Origin of the sequence: Rathayibacter sp. Leaf248, assembly GCF_920939495.1 — a bacterium.
Taxonomy (GTDB): domain Bacteria; phylum Actinomycetota; class Actinomycetes; order Actinomycetales; family Microbacteriaceae; genus Rathayibacter; species Rathayibacter caricis.
This window is the reverse complement of record NZ_CAKLAV010000001.1, coordinates 1,494,709-1,516,935: the sequence shown is the minus strand read 5'-3', so window position 1 is coordinate 1,516,935 and position 22,227 is coordinate 1,494,709. Positions and strand designations below refer to the sequence as shown.

Genomic DNA, 22,227 nt, shown 5'->3' with positions numbered 1-22,227 from the left:
GGTGCGCGGCGTCCGATCGGTGCGACCGGCGACGACGCTCGGCGAGCGCTGCTCAGCCCTCCTGTACCGGCTCGGGAGGGAGGCGTTCGCGTGCGGGCCGACGGCTGCCCTTCTCTGGGGCGCGCCGCTGGATCTTCCCTGGGAACGCCGGACGGAACTCGACATCGCCGTCGCGGCACCTCGGCGCGCGCCCCATGCAGACGGCATCTCCGGGCGGTCCCTCGCGATCGACACCTCCGTGGAGGTGCTGACGTACCCGCTGGGCCGGCTGACGACGGCGGCCCGCACCTGGTGCGATCTCGGTGCCGTCCTCGAGCTCGGGGACCTCGTCGCTGTCGGCGACTTCTTCCTGCGTCGGGGGCTGTGCACTCACGGCTCGCTCGAGGAAGCGGTCTCGAGGTACCGGTCCAGGAGAGGTCTCCGCAGGCTGCGGCAGGCGCTCGGGCTTCTCGACGCGAGGGCCGAGTCCCGGCCGGAGTCGCTCGTGCGTGTCGCGCTGGTCCTCGCGGGCGTGTCCGGGATCGAGGCCAACGTCGAGATCCACCACGCCGGTGCGTTCCTGGGCCGAGTGGATCTCTGCATCCCGTCCGCGCGGGTGATCGTCGAGTACCACGGCGACTACCACCGGGTCGAACGCGACCGCTGGCGCCGGGATCGCGCACGGATCGGCCGCCTCCGTGCCGCCGGCTATCTCGTCATCGAGCTCACCGGCGACGACCTCGCGGACCTCCCCTCCGTCGTCGCGCAGGTCCGCGCCGCGATTCGACGCTGAACTGCCCGGAAGGGCTCGTTCTCGCAACGGAGAACGAGCCCTTCCGGGCAATTCGGGAACGCCGACGGCTAGGAGTCGAGGGCGGCGTCGACGATGGTGCGGGCCTCGGCCTGCACCTCGTGGAGGTGGTCGAGGCCGCGGAAGGACTCGGCGTAGATCTTGTAGACGTCCTCGGTGCCGGAGGGGCGCGCGGCGAACCACGCGTTCTCGGTGACGACCTTCACGCCTCCGACGCCCGCGCCGTTGCCCGGGGCCTTCGAGAGCTTCGCGACGATCTCCTCGCCGGCCAGCGTGGTGGCCGGGATGGCGTCTCCGTCGAGCTTGCCGAGCGCGGCCTTCTGCGCCTTGGTGGCGACGGCGTCGACGCGCTCGTAGACCGGGTCGCCGAAGCGCTCGGTCAGCTCGCGGTAGAGCGCCGATGGGCTCTTGCCGGTCACGGCGATGATCTCGGAGGCGAGCAGCGCGAGCAGGATCCCGTCCTTGTCGGTGGTCCACACGGTGCCGTCGAAGCGGAGGAACGACGCGCCCGCCGACTCCTCGCCGCCGAAGCCGACCGAGCCGTCGACGAGGCCCGGGACGAACCACTTGAAGCCGACCGGCACCTCCCAGAGGCGGCGGCCGAGCGACTCGGCGACGCGGTCGATGATCGAGGAGGAGACGAGCGTCTTGCCGATCGCCGCGTCCTCGCGCCAGCCGGAGCGGTGCGTGTACAGGTACTGGATGGCGACGGCCAGGTAGTGGTTGGGGTTCATCAGCCCGCCGTCGGGGGTGACGATGCCGTGGCGGTCGGCGTCGGCGTCGTTGCCGGTGAGCACGTCGAAGTCGCCGGAGCGGGCGACGACGGAGGCCATCGCGCTCGGGGAGGACGGGTCCATCCGGATCTTGCCGTCCCAGTCGAGGGTCATGAAGCCCCAGGCCGGGTCGACCTCGCCGTTGACGACCGTGAGGTCGAGCTCGTACATTTCAGCGATCAGCTGCCAGTAGTGCACGGAGGCGCCGCCCAGCGGATCGGCGCCGATGCGCACTCCCGCCTTCTTGATCGCGTCGATGTCGATGATGTTCTTCAGGTCCGCCACGTAGTGGGTGCGGAAGTCGTACGTCTCGACGGCCGAGGGCTCGGCCGACTTCACGCCGCGGTTGCCGTCGGCGATGAGCTCGTTGGCGCGGTCCGCGATCCAGGTGGTGGCGTCGGAGTCGGCGGGTCCGCCGTGCGGCGGGTTGTACTTGAAGCCGCCGTCGCGGGGCGGGTTGTGCGACGGGGTGACGACGATGCCGTCGGCCTCGTCGGTGTGCGCCGGGTCGTTGTTCCAGCGGAGGATCGCGTGGCTCAGCGCCGGGGTGGGCACGAAGTCGTCGAACTCGTCGACCAGCACGCGCACCTGGTTCGCGACGAGCACCTCGAGGGCGGTCGTCAGCGCCGGGCGCGAGAGGCCGTGCGTGTCGGCGCCGATGAAGAGCGGACCGGTGATGCCCTGCTGGGTCCGGTACTCGACGATCGCCTGCGTCACCGCGGCGATGTGGTCCTCGTTGAAGGCGGTGTCGAACGAGGATCCGCGGTGCCCCGAGGTGCCGAAGACCACCTTCTGGAGCGGGTCGGACACGTCCGGCTTGTTGTCGTAGTAGGCCCTCACGAGGGCTTCGACGTCGATGAGATCGGAGGCCTGTGCCGGCTTCCCTGCGCGATCGGTCATGGGGTCCATAGTGGCAGCCCGCTCGGGCCCGCGATACCGCCTGGACAGCCGGTGGCTAGGCTGTCCGCCATGCCCGACAGCGCCTCCGAGTCCCGTGTCTACAGCTATCTCGGGCCCTCCGGCACGTTCACCGAGGCGGCGCTCGCGCAGGTCCCGGAGGCACGCGGCCATCACTGGCGCAGCGTCGCGAACGTGGGCGAGGCGCTGGGCGATCTGGTCTCGGGCCGGAGTCACGGCGCGGTCATCGCGATCGAGAACTCGGTCGAGGGCGGAGTGACGGCCACGCAGGACGCGCTGGCGCGGATCCCGGGGCTGCGCATCGTGGGCGAGTACCTGGTGCCGGTGTCGTTCATCCTGGTGGCGCGGCCGGGGACGCGGCTGGGCGACGTGCGGACCGTGGCCGCGCATCCGGTCGCCTACGGCCAGTGCCGGCAGTGGCTCGACGCCGAGCTGCCCAGCCACGAGTACCTGCCCGCGTCCAGCAACGTGCAGGCGACGGTGGACCTGCTGGCCGGGTCCCCCGCGGACGCCGCCATCGCTCCTCCGGGGATCGTCGCGCACCACGCGGTCGACGTGCTGGCCGAGCGGATCGGCGACAATCCGAACGCCGTCACGCGGTTCGTGCACGTCTCGCGCACGACGCTCCTACCCGAGCCGACGGGCGCGGACAAGACGAGCATCATCGCGGAGCTGCCGGCCGACGAGCCGGGCGCGCTGCTCGAGATGCTCGAGCAGTTCGCGACCCGCGGAGTGAACCTGAGCATGATCCAGTCGCGTCCGATCGGCGACGCCCTCGGCCGCTACCGCTTCGTGCTGGACCTCGACGGGCACGTGGCCGATGAGCGCGTCGCCGACGCGCTGCTCGGACTCCGGCGCTTCAGCCCGGGTGTGATCTTCCTGGGTTCCTACCCCCGGGCGGATCGCCGTCCGGTCTCGTACGTGCGACGCTACGACGACGAGGTGTTCATCGAGGCGCGGGACTGGTTGCGCGGACTCCTCACCGCGGAGCCGGAGGTCGACGATGACTGACAGGGACGGGCAGGACCCGGACACGAGCACGACGGGCGGGCGGGTGCGCGAGCGCGGCGGACGCGAGCGCATGGACCCGCGCTACGACCCCGCCTTCCAGCGGGGCTTCGCCGGGGGAGTGGACCGGGTGCGCGGCGACGACCGCGCGTTCGCCCGACCGGGGGCCGGGCCGCGTCCGACCGGTGCGCGCTCGGCGCCGCTGCCGCGCATCGCCGAGGTCGCCGACAGTCGGCGCGCGCGCCGGGAGGCCACCGGGTCCGCGCGGCCCGAGGAGGCGGTGCGCCTGCCCTCCGAAGCCCGGCCGCCCGCGCGGGACGTCGAGCCGGAGGCTCCGTCCGCCCCGGTGATCGCGTCCGAGCCCGACGCCCCGCTGCTGCGGAACCCCTGGCTCCTGGTGCTGCTGCTCGCGGGACTCGCCGGGACCGCGCTGGGGTTCGCGATCCTCTCGATCGGCTACTCCTCGCCGCCCGCTCCCTACTACGGCGACTCCGACACCCCGTCGCCGGAGTGGATCCAGCGGCAGATCCTCTACTACGCGTCGATCTCGCTGCTGGGGTCGCTGCCGTTCTCGCTGCTGATCGCGATCGGGGTCGCGGCGCTGCGCTGGCGCGGGCGTCCGGCCCCGCGCGAGGAGGAGCAGGCGGAGGACTGAGGGCGCTCAGACCCCCGAGGCTCCGAACAGCAGTCCGAGCAGGTAGGTGACGAGCGCCGCTCCGTAGCCGATGCCGAGCTGGCGCAGCGCCCGGGCGAGCGGGGGCGCGCCCGAGAGGAGCCCCACGATCGCGCCGGTGGCCAGCAGGGCGAGGCCGACGAGGACCGCGGCGAGGATCACGGCGGCGATCCCGGACAGGCCCAGCAGGTAGGGCAGCACGGGGATGATCGCCCCGGACGCGAAGAAGCAGAAGCTCGAGAGCGCGGCGCCCATGCCCGTGCCGATCGACTCGTGCTCGTCGATCGACGGATCGGCCTTCGGGCCGCCGATGGTGATCGGCGACGTGGCCGCGACTCCGCCGCGCAGCCCCGTGAAGACGTGCTCGGCGCGGGCGTTCGCCTCGGCCTCGGTCATGCCGCGCGCGCGGTAGACGAGGGCGAGCTCGTTCGCGTCGACGTCGAGGTCGGGGACGAGGCGGTTGGTGTCGAGGTCGGGGGAGGAGGCGCTCAGCAGCTCGCGCTGCGAGCGCACCGAGACGAACTCGCCCGCGCCCATCGAGAGCGCGCCGGCGAGCAGCCCCGCGAGGCCGGTGAACAGCACGACGCTGGTGGCCACTCCGCTCGCCCCGACGCCCAGCACGAGGGCGAGGTTCGAGACGAGGCCGTCGTTGGCGCCGAAGACCGCGGCGCGGAAGGTCCCGGAGAGGCGGGTGCGGCCGCGCTCGGCGAGTCCCCGCACGACCTCGCCGTGGATCCGCTCGTCGGCCGCCATGGCCTCGGTCGCGTCGTCGTCGTCGGCGTAGGGGGAGCGGGCCTCGGCGCGCTGGACGAGCGCGAGCACGAAGACCGAGCCGAAGCGGCGGGTGAGGAAGCCCAGCACGCGCGTGCGCAGATCCGGTCGCGGCGACGGCTCCGCGGCGGAGCCGAGCAGTCCGCGCCAGTGCTCCTCGTGCCGGCCCTCGGCGGCGGCGAGGGCGAGCAGGATCTCGCGCTCCTCGCCCGAGCGGCGGCCCGCGAGATCGCGGTAGGTGGCGGCCTCGGCGAGCTCGTCGGCGAGGTAGCGGCGCCAGCGGCGGATCTGCGCGGGGCTGGGGGGAGCGGGGTCCTGGGCGGTTCTCACCATGGGATCTCCTGGGTTCGGGCCCGCCGACCCGCGCGAGAGGGACCGGTCAGGACGTGCGTCGACTGACCGAAGGTCTCGTTCGCCCGGGTCCGTGCGGATCCGGGTGGAGCGCCGGGTCCGGATCGTTCCGGACCAGCATGTCGACGCGCCTCGTCGCCTGCCGAGCAGGCGGTGGGAACTACTCCCCTTCGCGTGGACCACCGTAGCCGAGATCGGCGCCGATCGGGCCGGATCCCTCGAGCGGGCCTCGTGCGGGCCCGCGGGGGGAGAGGGCGCGCTGCAGGACCAGGGCGGCGGCGCCGACCGCGGCCGCATCGGCGACGTGGGCCGACAGCAGCACGCGCGACCCCGGATGCTCGTCGGCGAAGCGGGCGCGCAGGACGGCCAGGTGCCGGGAGCCGGCCACCGCGAAGGCGGGTCCGGCGAGCACGACGGAGTCGAGGTCGAGCAGATCCGCGAGCGCCACGGCGACGTCGGCGAGCTCGTGGGCGGCGGCGTCGACCACGGCGGCGGACGCGGGGTCCCCGCCGACGGCGGCGGTGGCGACCGCGGCGGCGTCGGCGAACGCGTCGCCCGAGAGGCCGGGGAGTCTCGCCGCGCGCGCTGCCGCGGCGATGCCGGGCAGTCCGACGCGCTCGGCGAGGGGGGCGGAGCCGCGGGGCCCGAAGCGGTCGAGCCGGCCCGCTCCCGCTCCGGAGCCGCGGTGCAGGGCGCCGTCGAGGACGAGGCCGGCGCGGATCCCGCCGGCGAGGTACAGCGTGCAGTGCGCGCCCGCCGCCGGGAACGTCCCGGCCCAGAACTCGCCGACGGCGGCGGCCGAGGCGTCGTCGTCGAGCAGCACGGGCAGCGCGCAGGCCTCCTCGAGCAGCGAGCGCAGCCCGGCGGCCGCCCACTCCGCGCCCTGCGGGCCGGGCAGGCCGACGACGCGCTCGCCCGAGCGGTCGACGCCGCCGGGAGTGACGACGCCGACGCCGACGACCCGCTCGCGCTCGACGCCGAGCGCCTCGATCAGGAGGTCGATCCGCTCGGCGAAGCCGCGCACGAACGACTCCGGGCCCTCGTCGAGGACGCCGCGGGTGCGGAGCCGCCCGACGACGGATCCGGCGAGATCCGCCACGATCGCCGTGGTCGAGTCGGCCTCGAGCTGCAGGCCGAGGGCGACGCGTGCCGACGGCACGAGGGCGAGGAGCTCTCGCGGCTTGCCGCCCGTCGACTCCGAGCGGCCCGCGTCCGCGACGAGCCCGTCGGCGAGCAGCTGCCGGACCAGGATCGACACGGTGGCCTGCGTCAGCCCGGTGACCTGGGCGAGCTCGACCCGGCTGATCGGACCGCGGGCGCGCACGAGATCCAGCAGGACCCCGCGGCTCGTCGCGGGGGAGCGGGGCGCTCGCGTAGTCGCCATCGGCGCCTCCGTTCTGCTCGTGCGTCCCTTGACGGTACTTCGTTAAGTCGTCTAAGAAAGTATCCGACACCGGATACGACAACCGAGGCGAGGAAGCCATGACCGTCATCCCCCTGCACGAGAACTGGACACTGCGAGCCCTGGAGGGCAAGGAGGCGCCCGAGCGGCCGACGGGGGAGGTGGCGGCGACCGTGCCCGGCTGCGTGCACACCGACCTCCTCGCCGCGGGGCTGATCCCCGATCCCTTCGACGGCGGCAACGAATCGCGGCTGTCCTGGATCGGGCGGACGGCCTGGGTCTACGAGACCCGCTTCGCCTGGTCCGACGACGGCTCCGAGCGGCACGACCTCGTCGCCGAGGGGCTGGACACGGTGGCGACCCTGCGCCTGAACGGCGACGAGATCGGGCGCACGGAGAACCAGCACAGGTCGTACCGCTTCGACGTGCGGGAGGCCCTGGTCGAGGGGGAGAACCTGCTCTCGATCGAGTTCGCGGCCCCGGTCGACGAGGCCGAGCGCCGCTCGATCGAGCACGGCCCGCGCCCGCACGTGAACCACCACCCCTACAACGCGCTGCGCAAGACCGCGAGCAACTTCGGCTGGGACTGGGGCATCGACGTCGCCACCAGCGGCATCTGGCGGCCGATCGGCCTCGAGAGCTGGTCGGGCGTGCGGATCGCCGCCGTGCGTCCGCTCGTCGACGTCGACGGGACCGACGGCGTGCTGAGCGCGCACGTCGACCTCGAGTGGGCCGGCGCCTCCTCGGCCGAGGTGTCGGTCGCGGCGGGCGGAGCGGAGACGGCGACCACCGTGGACGCGGGCACGACCGAGGCGGTGCTCGCGCTGCGGGTGCCGGACGTCGACGTCTGGTGGCCGCGCGGCTACGGCGAGCAGCCCCTCTACGACGTGGCCGTCGCCGCGGGCGACGAGTCGGTCTGGACGGGACGGGTGGGCTTCCGCACCGTGCGGGTCGACACCACTCCGGACGAGGACGGCTCGCCCTACCGCGTCGAGGTGAACGGCCGGACGGTGCAGATCCGCGGGGCCAACTGGATCCCGGACCACGCGTTCGTCACCGAGGTCGACCGCGACAGGTACGCGCGGCGGATCGCCGACGCGACCGAGGCGAACATGAACCTGCTGCGCGTCTGGGGCGGCGGGATCTACGAGTCGCACGACTTCTACGACCTCTGCGACGAGCAGGGTGTGCTGGTCTGGCAGGACTTCCTCTTCGCCTGCGCGGCCTACGCCGAGGAGGAGTGGCTCGCCGTCGAGGTCGAGCCGGAGGCGCGCGAGGCGGTCACCCGGCTCAGCGCGCACCCGTCGCTGATCATCTGGAACGGCAACAACGAGAACATCGTCGGCTACACCGACTGGGGCTGGCGCACCCGGCTCGCGGGCGCGACCTGGGGCAACGACTACTACCGGCGCCTGCTCCCGGGGATCCTCGCCGAGCTCGACCCGACGCGGTTCTACTCGCCGGGCAGCCCGTACTCGTTCGACGACTACCTGCACCCCAACGATCCGGCCAACGGCACCGTGCACATCTGGGACGTCTGGAACACGCGCGACTACACCGGCTACGCCGACTGGCGCCCGCGGTTCGTCTCGGAGTTCGGCTTCCAGGGCCCGCCCGCCTGGTCGACGCTCACGAGCGTCGTGCACGACGAGCCGCTCGAGCCCTACGGCGAGCAGATGCTGGTGCACCAGAAGGCGCACGAGGGCAACCTCAAGCTCGAGCGCGGACTCGCCGGTCACCTGCCCACACCGGTCTCGATCGAGGACTGGCACTGGGCGACCCAGCTGAACCAGGCGGCCGCGCTGCGCTTCGGCATCGAGCACTTCCGCTCGCTGTCGCCGCTGAACACCGGAGTCGTGGTGTGGCAGCTGAACGACGACTGGCCGGTCGTCTCGTGGGCGGCCGTCGACTTCCACGAGCACCGGAAGCCCCTCTGGTTCGCGCTCCGGGCGGCGTACGCGCCCCGGCTCGCGACCATCCAGCCCCGCGACGGCGGGCCGGCCGCGGTGCTGCTGAACGACACGGACGAGGCGTGGAGCGGCTCCGTCGTCGCCCGGCGCCTGCAGCTGGACGGCACGGTGCTCGCGGAGGAGCGCTGGGACGCGTCGGTTCCGGCGCGCGGCGAGGCGACGACTCCGCTGCCCGCCGCGATCACGGCGTTCGGCGACGTGGCCGGCCAGATCGTCAGCGTGCAGCCGGAGGGATGGACGCGCGCGCTGCTGCACCCGGCCGAGGTCGTCGACCAGGCCCTCGACTCGTCACCGCTGGAAGCCTCGGCCGAGCGCTCCGGCGCGGACGTCGTCGTCACGGTCACGGCCCGCTCCCTGGCGCGGGACGTCACCCTGCTCGTCGACCGCGTCGACGCCGGCGCCCGGGTGGACGAGGGCCTCGTCACCCTTCTGGCCGGCGAGTCCGCGCGCTTCACGATCTCGGGCGCCGCGGCCGACACCGATCCGGACGCGTTCCTCGATCCGCTGGTCGTGCGCCACGCCGGCGGGCTGCACGCGGCGGTGCCGGCCTGAGCGCCGGCGGGGCGGCGCGCCTCCCGATCGTCGGGATCGTCGTGCGCCGCCCTCCGCGCGAGCACGGCGGCGACCCGTTCTTCGCCGAGCTGATCGCCGGGATGGAGGACGTCCTGGTGCCGGGCGGCGGGGGCGTGCTGCTGCAGGTCGCGCACGACCAGGCCGCGGAAATCGCGGTCCTCGCGCGCTGGGCCGCGCATCCCCGCGTCGCCGGAGCGGTGCTCGGCGACCCCGTCGAGGACGATCCGCGGCCGGAGCGGGCGCGGGAGCTCGGGCTGCCCGTCGTCGTGCTCGGCGGGCGGGCGGCAGGCGGCACGGTCCCGTCGATCCCCGTCGACAACGCGACGCCGATGCTCGAGGCGATGGCGGCGCTCGTCGCGCTCGGGCACCGGCGGATCGGGCGGGTGTCGGGTCCGCTCCGGCTCGGCCACACCCGGGAGCGCGGCGAGGCGTTCGAGCGGGGGCTGCGGGTGGCCGGGCTGTCGGGCCGCTCGGTCGAGAGCGACTACTCCGCCCGCTCGGGGGAGGCCGCGACCCGGGCGCTCCTCGCCGACGACGAGCGCCCGACCGCGATCGTGTTCGACAACGATCTGGCGGCTCTGGGCGGGCTGGCCGCCGCGCGGGCCCTCGGAGTCGCGGTGCCGCGCGAGCTCTCGCTGCTCGCCTGGGACGACTCCGAGCTGTGCCGCCTGGCCGACCCTCCGCTCTCCGTGATGAGCCGCGACGTGCACGGCCTGGGCGTGCTCACAGCCGAGGCGCTGCTCGCCGTGATCGACGGTGCTCTGCCGCCCGAGCGCTCGCCGGAGCGCCCGCGTCTCGTGCTGCGCGGCACCACCGCCCCCCGCCGGGGCTGATCCCCGTCGTCCCGCGGCGGTCGTCGTCTGCCGGGAAGAGCGCTCTCACGAGTTGCTCCCGAATCTGTTGACCACTTAGTTCAGTCATGTAACAATGCTCGGGCGGCGCTCGCCGCACACAGCTCCGTCACCGTCGACAGCCCTGCGTTGCCGACGCCAGGAAAGGATCAACGATGTTCCTTCGCGTTCGAGAAGGCCGACGCCTGCGCGTCCTCGCCGCTGCCGCCGCCACCGCGGCGTCCGCCCTCCTGCTCTCCGGCTGCACCGGGGGAGCGAGCTCCTCCGGCACCTCGTCGGCCGACACCCTCGTCGCCTACACCGGTCAGGCAGGCGACTACCAGATCAACTTCAACCCGTACTCGCCCTCCAAGATCGGCGGGCTCGGCACCATCTACGAATCGCTGTTCTTCGTCACGAACATCAACTCCGACCCCTACGTGCCGCTGCTGGGCACCGAGTACACCTGGAACGCCGAGGGCACGCAGCTCGACGTGACGCTGCGCGACGACGTGACCTGGAGCGACGGAGAGGCGTTCACCGCCGAGGACGTCGTCTTCACCTTCGAGATGCTGGTCGAGAACCCGTCGCTGAACACCGGCGGCTTCGACGGCGTCGTCACGGCGACCGACGACACCCACGTGAGCATCACCTGGGACCACCCGGCCTTCGTCACCGGCCCCACGGTCCTCGGCCGCACGCCGATCGTCCCCGAGCACCTCTGGGCCGACGTCGACCCGGTGACCGACGTCGTCGCGGAGCCGGTCGGCACCGGCCCCTACCTCCTCGCCGACTTCAAGGCGCAGGCCTTCACCCTCGGCGTCAACGAGGACTACTGGGACGGCGCCCCCGCCGTGAAGGCGATCCGGTTTCTCTCGCTCTCGGGCAACACCGCCGGAGTCGACGCCCTCGCCGCCGGCACCATCGACTGGCAGACGGGGCCCGTGCCGGACATCGAGAACGTCGCGAAGAACTACCCCGGCTACGAGGCCATCACGGTCCCGCAGAACCAGGTCGCCCTGCTCAGCTGCGCGAACGTCGACCTCGGCTGCGTCGGCCCGCAGACCGACCCGGCCGTCCGCCAGGCGATCTACTACGCGCTCAACCGCGACCAGATCAACTCCCTCGCCTTCCAGAACACCGCCAGCGAGGTCTCGCCGACCTTCGTGCTGACGGAGTCGCAGGCCGAGTCGATCTCGACCGCGGTCACCGAGCCGGTCGCGCCCAGCTCGCCCGACCTCGACCGCGCGACGGCGCTCCTCGAGGAGGCCGGCTACGCGAAGGGCGGCGACGGGATCTACGCCAAGGACGGCGTGCCGCTGAAGCTGACCATCGAGGTCGTCACCGGCTGGACCGACTACATCACCGCGATCGACACGATGGCCCAGCAGCTCGGCGACGCCGGCATCGCGGTCACCGCGTCGCAGTCCTCGTGGAACGAGTGGACCGACAAGAAGAGCAAGGGCAACTACCAGCTCGCGATCGACTCGCTCGGCCAGGGCCCCGCCTCCGACCCGTACTACCTCTACAACAACTTCTTCACCACGGCGAACACCGCTCCCGTCGGCGAGGCTGCTCCGATCAACGTGGCCCGCTACAGCGACCCCGAGGTCGACGCGGCCGTCGAGGCCCTGACCGCCACCAGCCCGGACGACACCGCCGCCCGCCAGGCGCAGTTCGACATCATCCAGGCGAAGATCGTCGCCGACATGCCCTACATCCCGGTCATGACCGGAGGCACCACCTCGGAGTACAACGCCGCCAAGTTCGACGGCTGGCCCACCGAGGACGACCTGTACGCCTTCCCGGCGATCTGGGCGTCGCCGGACAACGCGCAGATCTTCAAGAACCTGACCCCCACCGGCGAGTGAGCCGCGCGTGAACTACTACCTGCGCAAACTCGGGTTCTACCTGATCGCGCTGTGGGCGGCGCTGACGATCAACTTCGTCATCCCTCGCCTGCTGCCCGGGAACCCGGTCGACATCCTGCTCGCCAAGCTGCAGCAGCGCGGCGGCATCGTCAGCGCCGAGACCCGCCAGGCCTACGAGCTGCTGCTCGGAGGGAACACCTCCGAGCCGCTGATCTCGCAGTACTGGAGCTACCTGGTCAACGTGTTCCGCGGCGACCTGGGCGTCTCGGTCTCGTACTTCCCCGCTCCGGTGAGCGAGGTCATCGGGACCTCGCTGCCCTGGACGATCGTGCTGGTGGGGGTGGCGACGGTCATCGCGACAGTGATCGGAGTCGCCCTCGGCGCGATCGTCGGCTGGAAGCCCGGGACCTGGCTCGACTCGCTCGTGCCGGCCACGACGCTCCTCGCCGCCGTGCCCTACTTCTGGCTCGCGCTGATCCTCGTCTACGTGTTCGCGACCACACTCCGGATGTTCCCCTCGCAGGGCGGCTACGACGTGGTGCTGGACCCGGGCTGGAACGGGGAGTTCCTGCTCTCGGCGATCCAGTACGGACTGCTGCCCGCCGCGACGATCGTGATCGCGTCCCTCGGCGGCTGGCTGCTCGGGATGCGCAACATGATGGTGTCGACGCTGTCCGAGGACTACATCCTCACCGCGCAGGCGAAGGGCCTCTCGCAGGGGAAGATCCTCCGCTCCTACGCGGCCCGCAACGCGGTGCTGCCCTCGGTGGCCGGCTTCGCGATCTCGCTGGGCTTCGTGGTCTCGGGCTCGATCGTCACCGAGCAGGTGTTCTCGTACCCGGGCATCGGATCGAAGCTGCTCTCGGCGGTCACCAACAACGACTACGCGCTGATGCAGGGGATCTTCCTCTTCATCACGCTGGCCGTGCTCGGCGCGAACCTCGTCGTCGACCTCTTCTACGGGATCATCGATCCCCGGACCCGAGCGCGGAGCTGACGCCGATGACGAACCTCGCCCCCTCCTCCGACACCGTCGTCGTCGACGCGACCGAGCAGCTCGCGACCGTCGAGGCCTCCAAGGGTCGGCCCCCGCGGCCGGCCTGGCGGATGATGCTGCCGACGCCCACCCCGTGGCTGATCATCGGGCTCGCCCTCGTGCTCGGCGTGGCCCTGTTCGGCCTCGTCGGACCGCTCCTCGTGAGCGACCCGACGACCATCCGCGACATCGGCCTGACCGGGCCGTCGGCCGAGCACTGGCTCGGCACGACGCAGACCGGCCAGGACGTGCTCGCCCAGCTCGCCTTCGCCACCCGCGGCTCGCTCGAGATCGGCCTGATCGTGGGGATCCTCGCGACGGCCCTCTCGGCCTTCTTCGGGATCCTCGGCGCGTACCTCGGCGGCATCGTCGACGAGGCGTTCTCGCTCTTCTCGAACGTGTTCCTGGTGATCCCCGGCCTGCCGCTGGTGATCGTCATCTCGGGCTTCGTGCCCCAGGAGCAGCGCGGTCTCTGGACCATCGGCATCGTGCTGGCCATCACGAGCTGGGCCGGATCCGCGCGGGTCCTGCGCGCGCAGACCCTGTCGATCCGGAGCCGCGACTACGTCTCGGCGTCGAAGGTCGCGGGGGAGCGGGCCTGGCGCGTGATCGCGGTCGAGATCCTGCCGAACCTGCTGCCGGTGCTCGCCTCGCAGTTCGTCTTCGCGGTGATCGCGGCGATCCTCGGCGAGGCGGGCCTGTCCTTCCTCGGCCTCGGCGCGTCCAACTCGTCGACGCTGGGCACGATGCTCTTCTACGCGCAGAACGGCTTCGCCCTGCCGCTCGGCGCCTGGTGGTGGTTCGGCCCTCCCGGCCTGATCATCGCGCTGTTCGGCATGGGCCTCTCGCTGGTCAACTTCTCGATCGACGAGATCATCAACCCGCGGCTCAAGAACGTCCGCCTGCACGCCCGTCGCGCCCGCGCGGCGGCCAAGGCCGAGCGCTCGGGAGCCCGCACCGCGCGAAGGAGCGCCGCATGACCCGCACCGTGCTCGAGGTCGAGGACCTCGGCGTCGTCTACGAGGTGGAGTCGCCCGTCACGGCGGTCCGCGGCGCCACCTTCCGCCTGGGCGAGGGCGAGATCCTGGGGCTCGCCGGAGAATCGGGCTGCGGCAAGACGACCCTCGCCTACGCGGTCAACCGGCTGCACAAGCCGCCGGCGCGCATCGCCTCGGGCCGGGTGGTGTTCCACGACCGCGACGGCACCTCCACCGATCTGCTCGAGCTGGGCGACGACGGGATGCGGGCCTTCCGCTGGTCGAAGCTCTCGATGGTGTTCCAGGGGGCGATGAACGCGCTCAACCCGGTCACCTCGGTGCGGGCGCAGCTCGACGACGTCCTGGTCGCGCACCGGCCGGGGCTGTCGCGGAAGGAGCGGAAGGAGCGCGCGGCCGACGTCCTGCGCCGCGTGGGCGTGGATCCGGTGCGGCTCACCTCCTACCCGCACGAGCTGTCCGGCGGCATGCGGCAGCGGGTGATGATCGCGATGGCGATGATCCTCGAGCCGCAGGTGATGATCATGGACGAGCCGACCACCGCGCTCGACGTCGTGGTGCAGCGCGACATCCTCCGCGAGATCGTCCGGCTGCGCGACGAGCTGGGCTTCGCCGTGATCTTCATCACGCACGACCTGCCGCTGCTGCTCGAGATCAGCGACCGCATCGCCGTGATGCTGCGCGGCGAGATCGTCGAGCTCGCGACGGCGGAGCAGATCTACCGCGCCCCCGAGCACCCCTACACCCGCAAGCTGCTCGGCTCGTTCCCGAGCCTGTCCGGCTCGCGCGGAGCCTTCATCCGCTCGGGGGAGCACCCCGACGCCGTTCTCGAGGAGGACATCGCATGACCAGCGTCAGCGTCACCGATCTGGTGAAGGACTTCAGCATCCGCAAGGGGCTGCGCCGCGAGGCGTTCCGGGCGGTCGACCACGTCTCGTTCGACCTCGTCCCGGGGCGCACCGTCGCCCTGGTCGGCGAGTCCGGATCGGGGAAGTCGACCATCGCGCGGATCCTCGCGCGGCTCGAGAAGCCCACGTCCGGCTCCGTCGACGTGACGCTCGACGACCGCACGCCCGTGCAGGGCTCGGTCTACCGGCGGCACGTGCAGATGGTGTTCCAGGACCCCTTCGCCTCGCTGAACCCGTTCCACTCGCTCGAGCACCACATCGCGCGGCCGCTGCGGATCCACCACCGCACCCGCACGGCGGCCGAGACCCACGAGCGGGTGCTCGAGATGCTCCGGCGGGTGAACCTCGAGCCGGCGGAGGAGTTCGCCCCGCGGCGCCCGCACGAGCTCTCGGGCGGGCAGCGGCAGCGCGTCGCCATCGCCCGGGCGCTCGCCCCGGGGGCGCAGGTCGTCATCGCCGACGAGCCGGTCTCGATGCTCGACGTGTCGATCCGCCTCGGCGTGCTCAACCTGCTCGGCCGGCTGCAGCGGGAGGACCGGCTGGCGGTCCTCTACATCACGCACGACCTGGCGACCGCGCGGCACTTCTCGGACGAGATCCTCGTGCTCTACCGCGGCCGCATCGTCGAGCGCGGGCCGGCGGACGACGTGATCCTGAACCCGCAGCACGACTACACGCGGCTGCTCGCGCTCGCCGCCCCCGACCCCGAGCGGGTCGGCAAGGTGGTCGGCTCGGAGGAGGCGCCGGACCGGTCGCGGATCGACAACTCGGTCTGCTTCAACCACTTCACCGGCGAGTGGGAGCGGGCCGGCGATCGCGCGGCGGCCGTGGGAGCGCCGTGAGCACCTCCGACGGACTACATTCGGCGAGATGACGACTTCGCCGCTGACCGCGCCCGTGCCGGTCGTCCCCGCGGCGGCCCTGCGGATCGAGGACATGCCCGCGGCCACGCGCGCCACGCTCCTCGAGGTGCTGATCCACGGATCGCTGCCGCGGGCCGAGCTGGCGCGCCGGCTCGGGCTCTCGCGGGCCAGCCTCACCCGCATCGCGCGCACGCTCGTCGAGGCGGGGCTGCTCGCCGAGGGCGAGACCCGGCTGCGCGCAGCGACCGGGCGCCCCTCCGAGATGCTGCGGGTGCGCAGCTCCGCCCGCCGCTTCCTCGGCGTCAAGCTCACCGGCGACACCCTCTACGCGGTGGTCACCGACCTCGGCGCCGAGGTGACGTCGTCGACCGAGCACGCCCTGCGGAGCAGCGATGTGGCCGAGGTCGTGCGGCAGATCGCGGAGGCGGCGCACGAGCTCGCGGGGGACGGCGCTCCGCTCACCTCGATCGGCATCGCGATCGCGGGCCGCGTGCGGCAGAACCCGGGCGGCGCCGTCGTCGAGCACTCGGCGTTCCTCGACTGGCACCACGTCGAGCTGGCCCGGCTGGTGCGCGAGGCCACCGGGCTCGCGTGCTCGGTCGAGAACGACGTGCAGGCGCTGACGGCGGCCGAGCACTGGTTCGGCGCCGGCGCCGGCCTCGAGTCGATGGCGCTGGTCACGGTGGGCACCGGCATCGGCTGCGGTCTGGTCGTGAACGGCCGCCTGGTCGAGGGCGGGCACAGCCGTCCGGGCCAGGTCAGCCACACGATCGTCGATCCGGAGGGGGAGCTCTGCGCGCACGGGCACCGCGGCTGCGCGTCGACGATGCTCGTGAACGAGGCGGTGGTCGCCGCGTCCGGCCGCCCCGACGCGACCTACGAGGACGTGGTCGGGGCCGCCCGCGACGGCGATCCGGAGGCGCTGCGCGCGTTCGAGCGCGCCGGCCGGGCGCTCGGCGTGATCATCGCCGAGGTCGCGAACCTCGTCGACCCCAAGAAGGTGGTCGTCAGCGGCGACGGCATCGCCGTCGTCGCCTTCGCGGAGGCGTCGATCCGCGCCGGGATCGCGGAGCGCCTCGAGCGCGAGGCCGTGCCGGTCGAGCTCGACGTGCGCACCTGGGACTTCTCGGAGTGGGCCCGCGCGGGCGCCGCCCTGGCGGTCCGCAGCCTGCTCGCCTGACGCGCGGCCGCCCTGCCGCGGATCACGAGGATCGAGACCTCCCCCCGCCCGCACCCCGCCCTTTGTTGCACCGCTTGACAAAGCCCGCCGGCGACAGGAATGCTCGCAGGGTGACCAGCGTCGATCAGCGGACCCACCGCGCCCCCGTCCTGCCCCGGTTCGCCTTCGGCGGCGACTACAACCCCGAGCAGTGGCCCCGGGAGGTGTGGCGCGAGGACGTCCGGCTGATGCAGGAGGCGGGCGTCTCGATGGTGACTATCGGCGTCTTCTCCTGGGGTCTCGTCGAGACCGCCGAGGGCGTCTTCGACTGGGAGTGGCTCGACGAGATCGTGGGGCTGCTGCACGAGGGCGGCATCGCGATCGACCTCGCGACCCCGACCGCGGCGCCGCCGAGCTGGCTGCTCGCCGCGCACCCCGAGATCCTGCCGGTCGACGCCGACCTGGTGCCGATCCACCCCGGCGGCCGCCTGGGCTGGTGCCCGAGCTCGGCCGTCTTCCGCTCCCACGCCCTCCGCATCGCCGGCGCGCTGGCCGAGCGCTACGGCCGGCACCCCGCGGTCGCCCTCTGGCACGTCTCGAACGAGCTCGGCGGAGGCAACCGGCACTGCTGGTGCGACGAGTCCGCCGCGGCCTTCCGCCGCTGGCTCCGCGACCGCTACGGCACCCTCGACGCCCTGAACGCGAGCTGGGGCACCGCGTTCTGGGGTCACCGCTACTCCGACTTCGAGCAGATCCTCCCGCCGCGGGGGTCGCGGGCGATGCACAACCCGGGCCTGCAGCTCGATTTCGACCGCTTCTCCTCGGACGAGCTGCTGGCGCACTACCTCGCCGAGAAGGACACCCTGCGCGCCGCCGGCGTCGAGACTCCGATCACCACGAACTTCATGGTCGGCCAGGGCCCCGACGTCGTCGACTACGCGCGGTGGGCGCCTCACTGCGACTTCGTCGTGAACGACCACTACACGACCGGAGCCGATCCCCGCCGCGAGCAGGACCTCGCGTTCTCGGCGGATCGGATGCGCGGGTTGACCGAGGACCGCGCGCCCTGGCTCCTGCTCGAGCACTCGACCGGAGCGGCGAGCTGGCAGCCGCGCAACCGCGCGAAGGACCCGGGCGAGATCCTCCGCAACAGCCTCGCGCACATCGCGCGCGGCTCCGACGGCGCGATGTTCTTCCAGTGGCGCGCGTCGACGGCGGGCGCCGAGCAGTTCCACTCCGCGATGCTGCCGCACGCCGGCACCGGCACGAAGATCTGGCGGGAGGTCGTCGAGCTCGGTGGCGTGCTGCAGCGCCTCGAGCCGGTGCTCGGCACGCGGGTCGAGCCCGCCCGCGTGGCGCTCTTGCACGATGACGAGGCGGGCTGGGCGTTCTCGTCCGGGCTGAAGCCGCACAACCGGCTCCGCTGGGCCGAGCAGGCCAGGGCCTGGCACCGCGTGCTCTTCGACCGCACCGTGCTGGTCGACATCGTCCCGCCGTGGCGCGACATCTCGGCCTACTCCCTCGTGGTGGTGCCGGCGCTGTTCCTCGTCTCGGACGAAACGGTCGCGGCGCTGACGGCGTTCGCCGAGGCGGGCGGCACGGTGATCGTCACTCCGCTCTCGGGCATCGTCGACCCCGCGAACCGCGTGCGCACGGGGCTCGCTCCCGGCGCCTTCTCGGCGCTGCTCGGCGCCGGCTCCGAGGAGTTCGGCCCGCTGCAGGAGGGCGAGTCCTTCGAGCTCGACACCGGCTGGCGCGGAGCGGAGTGGACCGAGCGCGTCCACGCCGTCGACGCGGAGGTCGTGGCCCGCTACCGCGGCGGGGTCCTCGACGCACTCCCCGCCGTGACCCGCCGCCGGGTCGGCGCGGGCGAGGCCTGGTACGTGTCGGCGCTGCTCGACGACGACGGGATCGGCGGTCTGCTCGACCTGCTCGATCCCGCCCTGACCGCCCCGGTGCTCGACGCGCCGCGGGGTGTGGAGGCGGTGCGGCGGGAGGGGCCCGCCGGCCGCTTCCTGTTCCTCCTCAACCACACCGACGAGGCAGTGACCGTGGAGGCGAGCGGACGCGACCTCGTCTCGGGCGACGAGGCCGACGGCTCCGTCGGGATCCCGGCCGGCGGCGTGCGCGTCCTCGCCCTGCGCGACGGGGGTCTCGCATGAGCGTCCGGATGCTCCGCTCGGCCGGGACGGCGCTGATCGTCGCCCTCCGCGACGAGGGGCTGCCCGAGATCCTGCACTGGGGCCGCGACCCCGGGCCGGTCGACCCCGACGCGCTCGCCGCGCTCGACGCCGCGTCCGTCCGGCAGGTCCCCTCCAGCGCCCTGGACGCCCCGTGGCCGCAGACGATCCTGCCGGGGGAGCAGGACGGCTGGCAGGGCCGGCCGGGTCTCGCCGGGCACATCGCCGGCGAGCCGCTGCTGCCCTCCTGGCGGGTCGTGTCGCTCGAGAGCGACGAGCGCTGCCTCGTGCTCGAGGCCGTCGCCGACGAGCTCGCGCTCTCGTCCTCCTTCCACTTCGACGACGCCGGGGTGCTCGTCGTCGCGCACGCCCTCGCGAACCGCGGGGAGCGTGTGCTCGAGCCGTCGATCCTCGAGGCGACCCTGCCGCTGGACGCGCGGGCCGTCGAGTTCCTCGACCTCTCGGGCCGCTGGACCCGCGAGCGCTCGCCGCAGCGGCGCCCCGTGTCGCACGGCAGCATCGTGCGGGAGTCGCGGCGCGGCCGCACCGGGCACGACGCCCCGACGCTCGCGATCGCGGGCACCGCCGGCTTCGGCGACCGCAGCGGCGAGGTGTGGGGCGTGCACCTGGCGTGGAGCAGCGACTCCGTGCACCGAGTCGACCGGCTGCCGGAGGGGCGCGGCGCGCTCGGCGCCGGCGAGCTGCTGCGGGCCGGCGAGATCGCCCTCGGCCCCGGCGAGCGCTTCGAGGCCCCGGCCGCGCACTTCGTCTGGAGCGACGCCGGGCTCGACGGCCTCTCGCGGCGGCTGCACGCCTCCCTCCGCGCCCGCCCCTCGCACCCCCGCACTCCGCGGCCCGTGCACCTCAACACCTGGGAGGCCGTCTACTTCCGGCACGACCTGCCCACCCTGATCCGCCTGGCCGATGCGGCCGCCGAGATCGGGGTCGAGCGCTTCGTCCTCGACGACGGCTGGTTCGACGGGCGGCGCGACGACTCCGCGGGCCTGGGCGACTGGACGGTCGACGCGGAGGTGTGGCCCGAGGGTCTGCACCCGCTCGTCGAGCACGTGCGCGGCGCCGGGATGCAGTTCGGACTGTGGGTGGAGCCCGAGATGATCAGCCCCGGCTCGAGGCTCGCCCGCGAGCACCCCGACTGGCTGCTCGAGTCGCCGCGCCGAGCGCGGAGCTGGCGCAACCAGCACGTGCTCGACGTCGCGCGCCCGGAGGTGTCGGCGCTGCTGCTCGAGCGGCTCTCGGCCCTGGTCGAGGAGTACGCGATCGACTACCTCAAGTGGGACCACAACCGCGATCTGCTCGAGGCGGTCCACGCCGGGCGAGCGGGGGCGGATGCGCAGACCCGCGCGGTCTACGCCCTGCTCGACGCGCTGCGGGAGCGGCACCCCGGTCTCGAGATCGAGTCCTGCGCCTCCGGAGGCGCCCGCGTCGACCTCGGGATCCTCGCGCGCACCGACCGGGTGTGGGCGTCCGACACCAACGATCCGCTCGAGCGACTGCGGATCCAGCGCTGGACCGAGCTGCTGCTGCCGCCCGAGCTGATCGGCAGCCACGTCGGCCCCGAGCGGGCGCACACCACCGGGCGGACGGCCGAGCTCGCGTTCCGCATGGCGACCACGCTGTTCTCCTCGCCCGGCATCGAGACCGACATCACCGGCTGCAGTGCCCAGGAGCGGACGGCGCTCGCCGCGTGGATCCGCTTCTACAAGCGCATCCGGCCGCTCCTCGCGACGGCCGAGCTCGTGCACGGCGACACGGCCGACGACGGCTCCGAGCTCACCGGAGCCGTCTCGCCCGACCGCCGGCACGCCGTCTACCGACTGGCGCGCTCGAGCACCGGAGAGGACGCGGTGCCTCCGGCCACCCGGCTCGTCGGGCTCGACCCGTCGTTGCGCTACCGGGTGCGGGTGGTCGACGAGCTCGCTCCCGAGCGCTTCCTCGACGCAGTGCCGCCCGAGTGGACGCGCCGCGGCGAGGTCGTGCTGCCGGGCTCGCTGCTCGCCGAGGTGGGCCTGCGGACACCGCTGCTCGCGCCGTCCTCCGCCCTCGTGCTCGAGGTGGAGGCCCTCGATGGCTGCTGACACCGCGGTGCGTCTCGCCGCCGAGCTCGAGGAGCGCGCCCGCGAGCTGCTGCCCTGGTTCGTCGCCGAGTACTACGGGGCGGTCGCCGGAGGGGCGCTCGAGCGCGATGCCGACCTCGCGGCCTGGGACGCGGTGCGCTTCCGCCCCGCCGCCCTGCACGGAGAGCCCGACGCCTCGATCGCCACGACCGTCCTCGGCACCCCGATCGCCGGCCCGGTGATGATCGCGCCGATGGCGCAGCAGGTGGCCGCCGACCCGCGCGGCGAGGTCGCGACGGCGGCGGCGGCGGCCCGCGCCGGCACGCTGCTGGGCGTCTCGACCAACACGGCCGTGCCCTTCGAGCGCGTCACCGCCGAGGGCGCGCCCTGGTGGTTCCAGGTCTACCTCCTCGCCGACCGCGACGTGACCCGCGCCCTCGTCGAGCGGGCCGCCGCCGCGGGCGCCCGCGCGCTGATGCTCACCGTCGAGACGCCGGTGCTCCGGGAGGAGCGACCGGGGACCGAGCCGCTCAGCTGGCCCGACGTGCCCGGCCGCGCGCGCCTGGGCAACCTGACCGCCGCCGAGCGCGAGCGGGTGCTGCACCGCCCGGTCCCGCATCCGGGGCTCGCCGACATCGCGTGGCTCGCCGAGGTCTCCGGACTCCCCGTCGTCGTGAAGGGCGTGCTGCGCGGCGACGACGCCCGCCGCGCGGTCGACGCGGGCGCCTCCGGGGTCGTCGTCTCGACGCACGGGGGCCGGCGGATGGACGGCTCGATCACCGCCGTCGCCGCTCTCGCCGAGGTGGTCGAGGCGGTCGGCCGAGACGTCGAGGTCTTCGCGGACAGCGGCGTCCGTTCGGGGAGGCACGTGCTCGCGGCACTCGCGCTCGGCGCCCGCGCGGTGTTCGTCGGCCGCCCGGTGATGTGGGCGCTCGCCGCGGGAGGGGCGGACGAGGTCGTCCGCTACCTCGCGGTCCTCGACGCCGAGTTCCGCACGATGCTGCGGCAGTCGGGCGCCGCGTCGATCAGGGACCTCGGCGGACTCGCCGTGCCGCCGCTCGAGTGGCGGCGCTGACCGCGG

General features: G+C 73.3%; 17 protein-coding genes. 14 read left to right on the top strand and 3 right to left on the bottom strand.

All coding sequences use genetic code 11. The features are described from left to right. Positions 1-238 precede the first annotated feature (238 nt). Complete coding sequence (locus LRG51_RS07445) at positions 239-772, top strand: DUF559 domain-containing protein (protein WP_230671941.1); 534 nt, start codon at positions 239-241, stop codon at positions 770-772. A 68-nt stretch (positions 773-840) separates the two neighbouring features. Here LRG51_RS07445 and pgm read toward each other — a convergent pair whose 3' ends face one another. Further along, positions 841-2,463 carry a phosphoglucomutase (alpha-D-glucose-1,6-bisphosphate-dependent) gene (gene pgm / locus LRG51_RS07440; protein ID WP_230671939.1) on the bottom strand — a complete coding sequence of 541 codons (1,623 nt, stop codon included), beginning with the start codon at positions 2,461-2,463 and terminating at the stop codon, positions 841-843. Between the two features lie 69 nt (positions 2,464-2,532). On the opposite strand from pgm, the gene pheA reads away from it, so the two are divergent. Beyond that, a complete protein-coding gene (gene pheA / locus LRG51_RS07435; protein WP_230671937.1) occupies positions 2,533-3,492 on the top strand; it encodes a prephenate dehydratase in 960 nt (319 codons plus the stop codon). Beyond that, the gene (locus LRG51_RS07430; protein WP_230671935.1) at positions 3,485-4,144 is read left to right on the top strand and encodes a hypothetical protein; all 660 of its coding nucleotides are present in this window, start codon (positions 3,485-3,487) and stop codon (positions 4,142-4,144) included. The genes pheA and LRG51_RS07430 overlap by 8 nt, the downstream gene beginning before the upstream one ends. A 6-nt stretch (positions 4,145-4,150) precedes the next feature. Here the strand turns inward: LRG51_RS07430 and LRG51_RS07425 are convergent, their stop codons facing one another. Together LRG51_RS07425 and LRG51_RS07420 are read right to left on the bottom strand one after the other, a co-directional pair. Beyond that, the gene (locus LRG51_RS07425; protein WP_230671933.1) at positions 4,151-5,266 is read right to left on the bottom strand and encodes a VIT1/CCC1 transporter family protein; all 1,116 of its coding nucleotides are present in this window, start codon (positions 5,264-5,266) and stop codon (positions 4,151-4,153) included. A gap of 178 nt (positions 5,267-5,444) precedes the next feature. Continuing rightward, positions 5,445-6,668 (bottom strand): ROK family transcriptional regulator, encoded by a 1,224-nt coding sequence (locus LRG51_RS07420; RefSeq protein WP_230671931.1) that lies wholly within the window; start codon positions 6,666-6,668, stop codon positions 5,445-5,447. 98 nt (positions 6,669-6,766) lie between these two features. Between LRG51_RS07420 and LRG51_RS07415 the strand changes: the two genes are divergently transcribed. The 11 genes from LRG51_RS07415 to LRG51_RS07365 all read left to right on the top strand — a co-directional run bounded on the left by LRG51_RS07415 (position 6,767) and on the right by LRG51_RS07365 (position 22,221). Next, a complete protein-coding gene (locus tag LRG51_RS07415; RefSeq protein WP_230671929.1) occupies positions 6,767-9,208 on the top strand; it encodes a glycoside hydrolase family 2 protein in 2,442 nt (813 codons plus the stop codon). Positions 9,209-9,249: 41 nt separating this feature from the next. Further along, a complete protein-coding gene (locus LRG51_RS07410) occupies positions 9,250-10,062 on the top strand; it encodes a LacI family DNA-binding transcriptional regulator (RefSeq protein ID WP_230671927.1) in 813 nt (270 codons plus the stop codon). A gap of 173 nt (positions 10,063-10,235) precedes the next feature. Continuing rightward, positions 10,236-11,930, top strand: coding sequence for an ABC transporter substrate-binding protein (locus LRG51_RS07405; protein ID WP_107574583.1), 1,695 nt, complete (start codon positions 10,236-10,238; stop codon positions 11,928-11,930). Between the two features lie 7 nt (positions 11,931-11,937). Continuing rightward, positions 11,938-12,927, top strand: a complete 990-nt coding sequence (locus LRG51_RS07400) for an ABC transporter permease (protein ID WP_056866468.1) — start codon at positions 11,938-11,940, stop codon at positions 12,925-12,927. 5 nt (positions 12,928-12,932) lie between these two features. Continuing rightward, positions 12,933-13,946, top strand: coding sequence for an ABC transporter permease (locus LRG51_RS07395; RefSeq protein ID WP_230671925.1), 1,014 nt, complete (start codon positions 12,933-12,935; stop codon positions 13,944-13,946). Continuing rightward, positions 13,943-14,809 (top strand): ABC transporter ATP-binding protein, encoded by an 867-nt coding sequence (locus LRG51_RS07390; protein ID WP_055786921.1) that lies wholly within the window; start codon positions 13,943-13,945, stop codon positions 14,807-14,809. The genes LRG51_RS07395 and LRG51_RS07390 overlap by 4 nt, the downstream gene beginning before the upstream one ends. Further along, positions 14,806-15,711, top strand: coding sequence for an ABC transporter ATP-binding protein (locus LRG51_RS07385; RefSeq protein WP_055786924.1), 906 nt, complete (start codon positions 14,806-14,808; stop codon positions 15,709-15,711). The genes LRG51_RS07390 and LRG51_RS07385 overlap by 4 nt, the downstream gene beginning before the upstream one ends. A gap of 28 nt (positions 15,712-15,739) precedes the next feature. Further along, a complete protein-coding gene (locus LRG51_RS07380) occupies positions 15,740-16,912 on the top strand; it encodes an ROK family transcriptional regulator (protein WP_230671923.1) in 1,173 nt (390 codons plus the stop codon). A 110-nt stretch (positions 16,913-17,022) separates the two neighbouring features. Further along, the gene (locus LRG51_RS07375) at positions 17,023-19,053 is read left to right on the top strand and encodes a beta-galactosidase (RefSeq protein WP_230671921.1); all 2,031 of its coding nucleotides are present in this window, start codon (positions 17,023-17,025) and stop codon (positions 19,051-19,053) included. Beyond that, positions 19,050-21,167 (top strand): alpha-galactosidase, encoded by a 2,118-nt coding sequence (locus LRG51_RS07370; protein WP_230671919.1) that lies wholly within the window; start codon positions 19,050-19,052, stop codon positions 21,165-21,167. The genes LRG51_RS07375 and LRG51_RS07370 overlap by 4 nt, the downstream gene beginning before the upstream one ends. Continuing rightward, on the top strand, positions 21,157-22,221 hold the full coding sequence (locus tag LRG51_RS07365; RefSeq protein ID WP_055786930.1) for an alpha-hydroxy acid oxidase: 1,065 nt from the start codon (positions 21,157-21,159) through the stop codon (positions 22,219-22,221). The genes LRG51_RS07370 and LRG51_RS07365 overlap by 11 nt, the downstream gene beginning before the upstream one ends. The last annotated feature ends 6 nt before the right edge of the window (positions 22,222-22,227 follow it).

What these genes read in the sequence shown, in the direction of transcription:
- LRG51_RS07385 (WP_055786924.1), top strand. Translation starts at nt 14,806, where the DNA reads ATGACCAGCGTCAGCGTCACCGATCTGGTGAAGGACTTCAGCATCCGC.
- LRG51_RS07405 (WP_107574583.1), top strand. Translation starts at nt 10,236, where the DNA reads ATGTTCCTTCGCGTTCGAGAAGGCCGACGCCTGCGCGTCCTCGCCGCT.
- LRG51_RS07365 (WP_055786930.1), top strand. Translation starts at nt 21,157, where the DNA reads ATGGCTGCTGACACCGCGGTGCGTCTCGCCGCCGAGCTCGAGGAGCGC.
- pgm (WP_230671939.1), bottom strand. Translation starts at nt 2,463, where the DNA reads ATGACCGATCGCGCAGGGAAGCCGGCACAGGCCTCCGATCTCATCGAC.
- pheA (WP_230671937.1), top strand. Translation starts at nt 2,533, where the DNA reads ATGCCCGACAGCGCCTCCGAGTCCCGTGTCTACAGCTATCTCGGGCCC.
- LRG51_RS07390 (WP_055786921.1), top strand. Translation starts at nt 13,943, where the DNA reads ATGACCCGCACCGTGCTCGAGGTCGAGGACCTCGGCGTCGTCTACGAG.
- LRG51_RS07420 (WP_230671931.1), bottom strand. Translation starts at nt 6,668, where the DNA reads ATGGCGACTACGCGAGCGCCCCGCTCCCCCGCGACGAGCCGCGGGGTC.
- LRG51_RS07380 (WP_230671923.1), top strand. Translation starts at nt 15,740, where the DNA reads ATGACGACTTCGCCGCTGACCGCGCCCGTGCCGGTCGTCCCCGCGGCG.
- LRG51_RS07395 (WP_230671925.1), top strand. Translation starts at nt 12,933, where the DNA reads ATGACGAACCTCGCCCCCTCCTCCGACACCGTCGTCGTCGACGCGACC.
- LRG51_RS07430 (WP_230671935.1), top strand. Translation starts at nt 3,485, where the DNA reads ATGACTGACAGGGACGGGCAGGACCCGGACACGAGCACGACGGGCGGG.
- LRG51_RS07370 (WP_230671919.1), top strand. Translation starts at nt 19,050, where the DNA reads ATGAGCGTCCGGATGCTCCGCTCGGCCGGGACGGCGCTGATCGTCGCC.
- LRG51_RS07415 (WP_230671929.1), top strand. Translation starts at nt 6,767, where the DNA reads ATGACCGTCATCCCCCTGCACGAGAACTGGACACTGCGAGCCCTGGAG.
- LRG51_RS07425 (WP_230671933.1), bottom strand. Translation starts at nt 5,266, where the DNA reads ATGGTGAGAACCGCCCAGGACCCCGCTCCCCCCAGCCCCGCGCAGATC.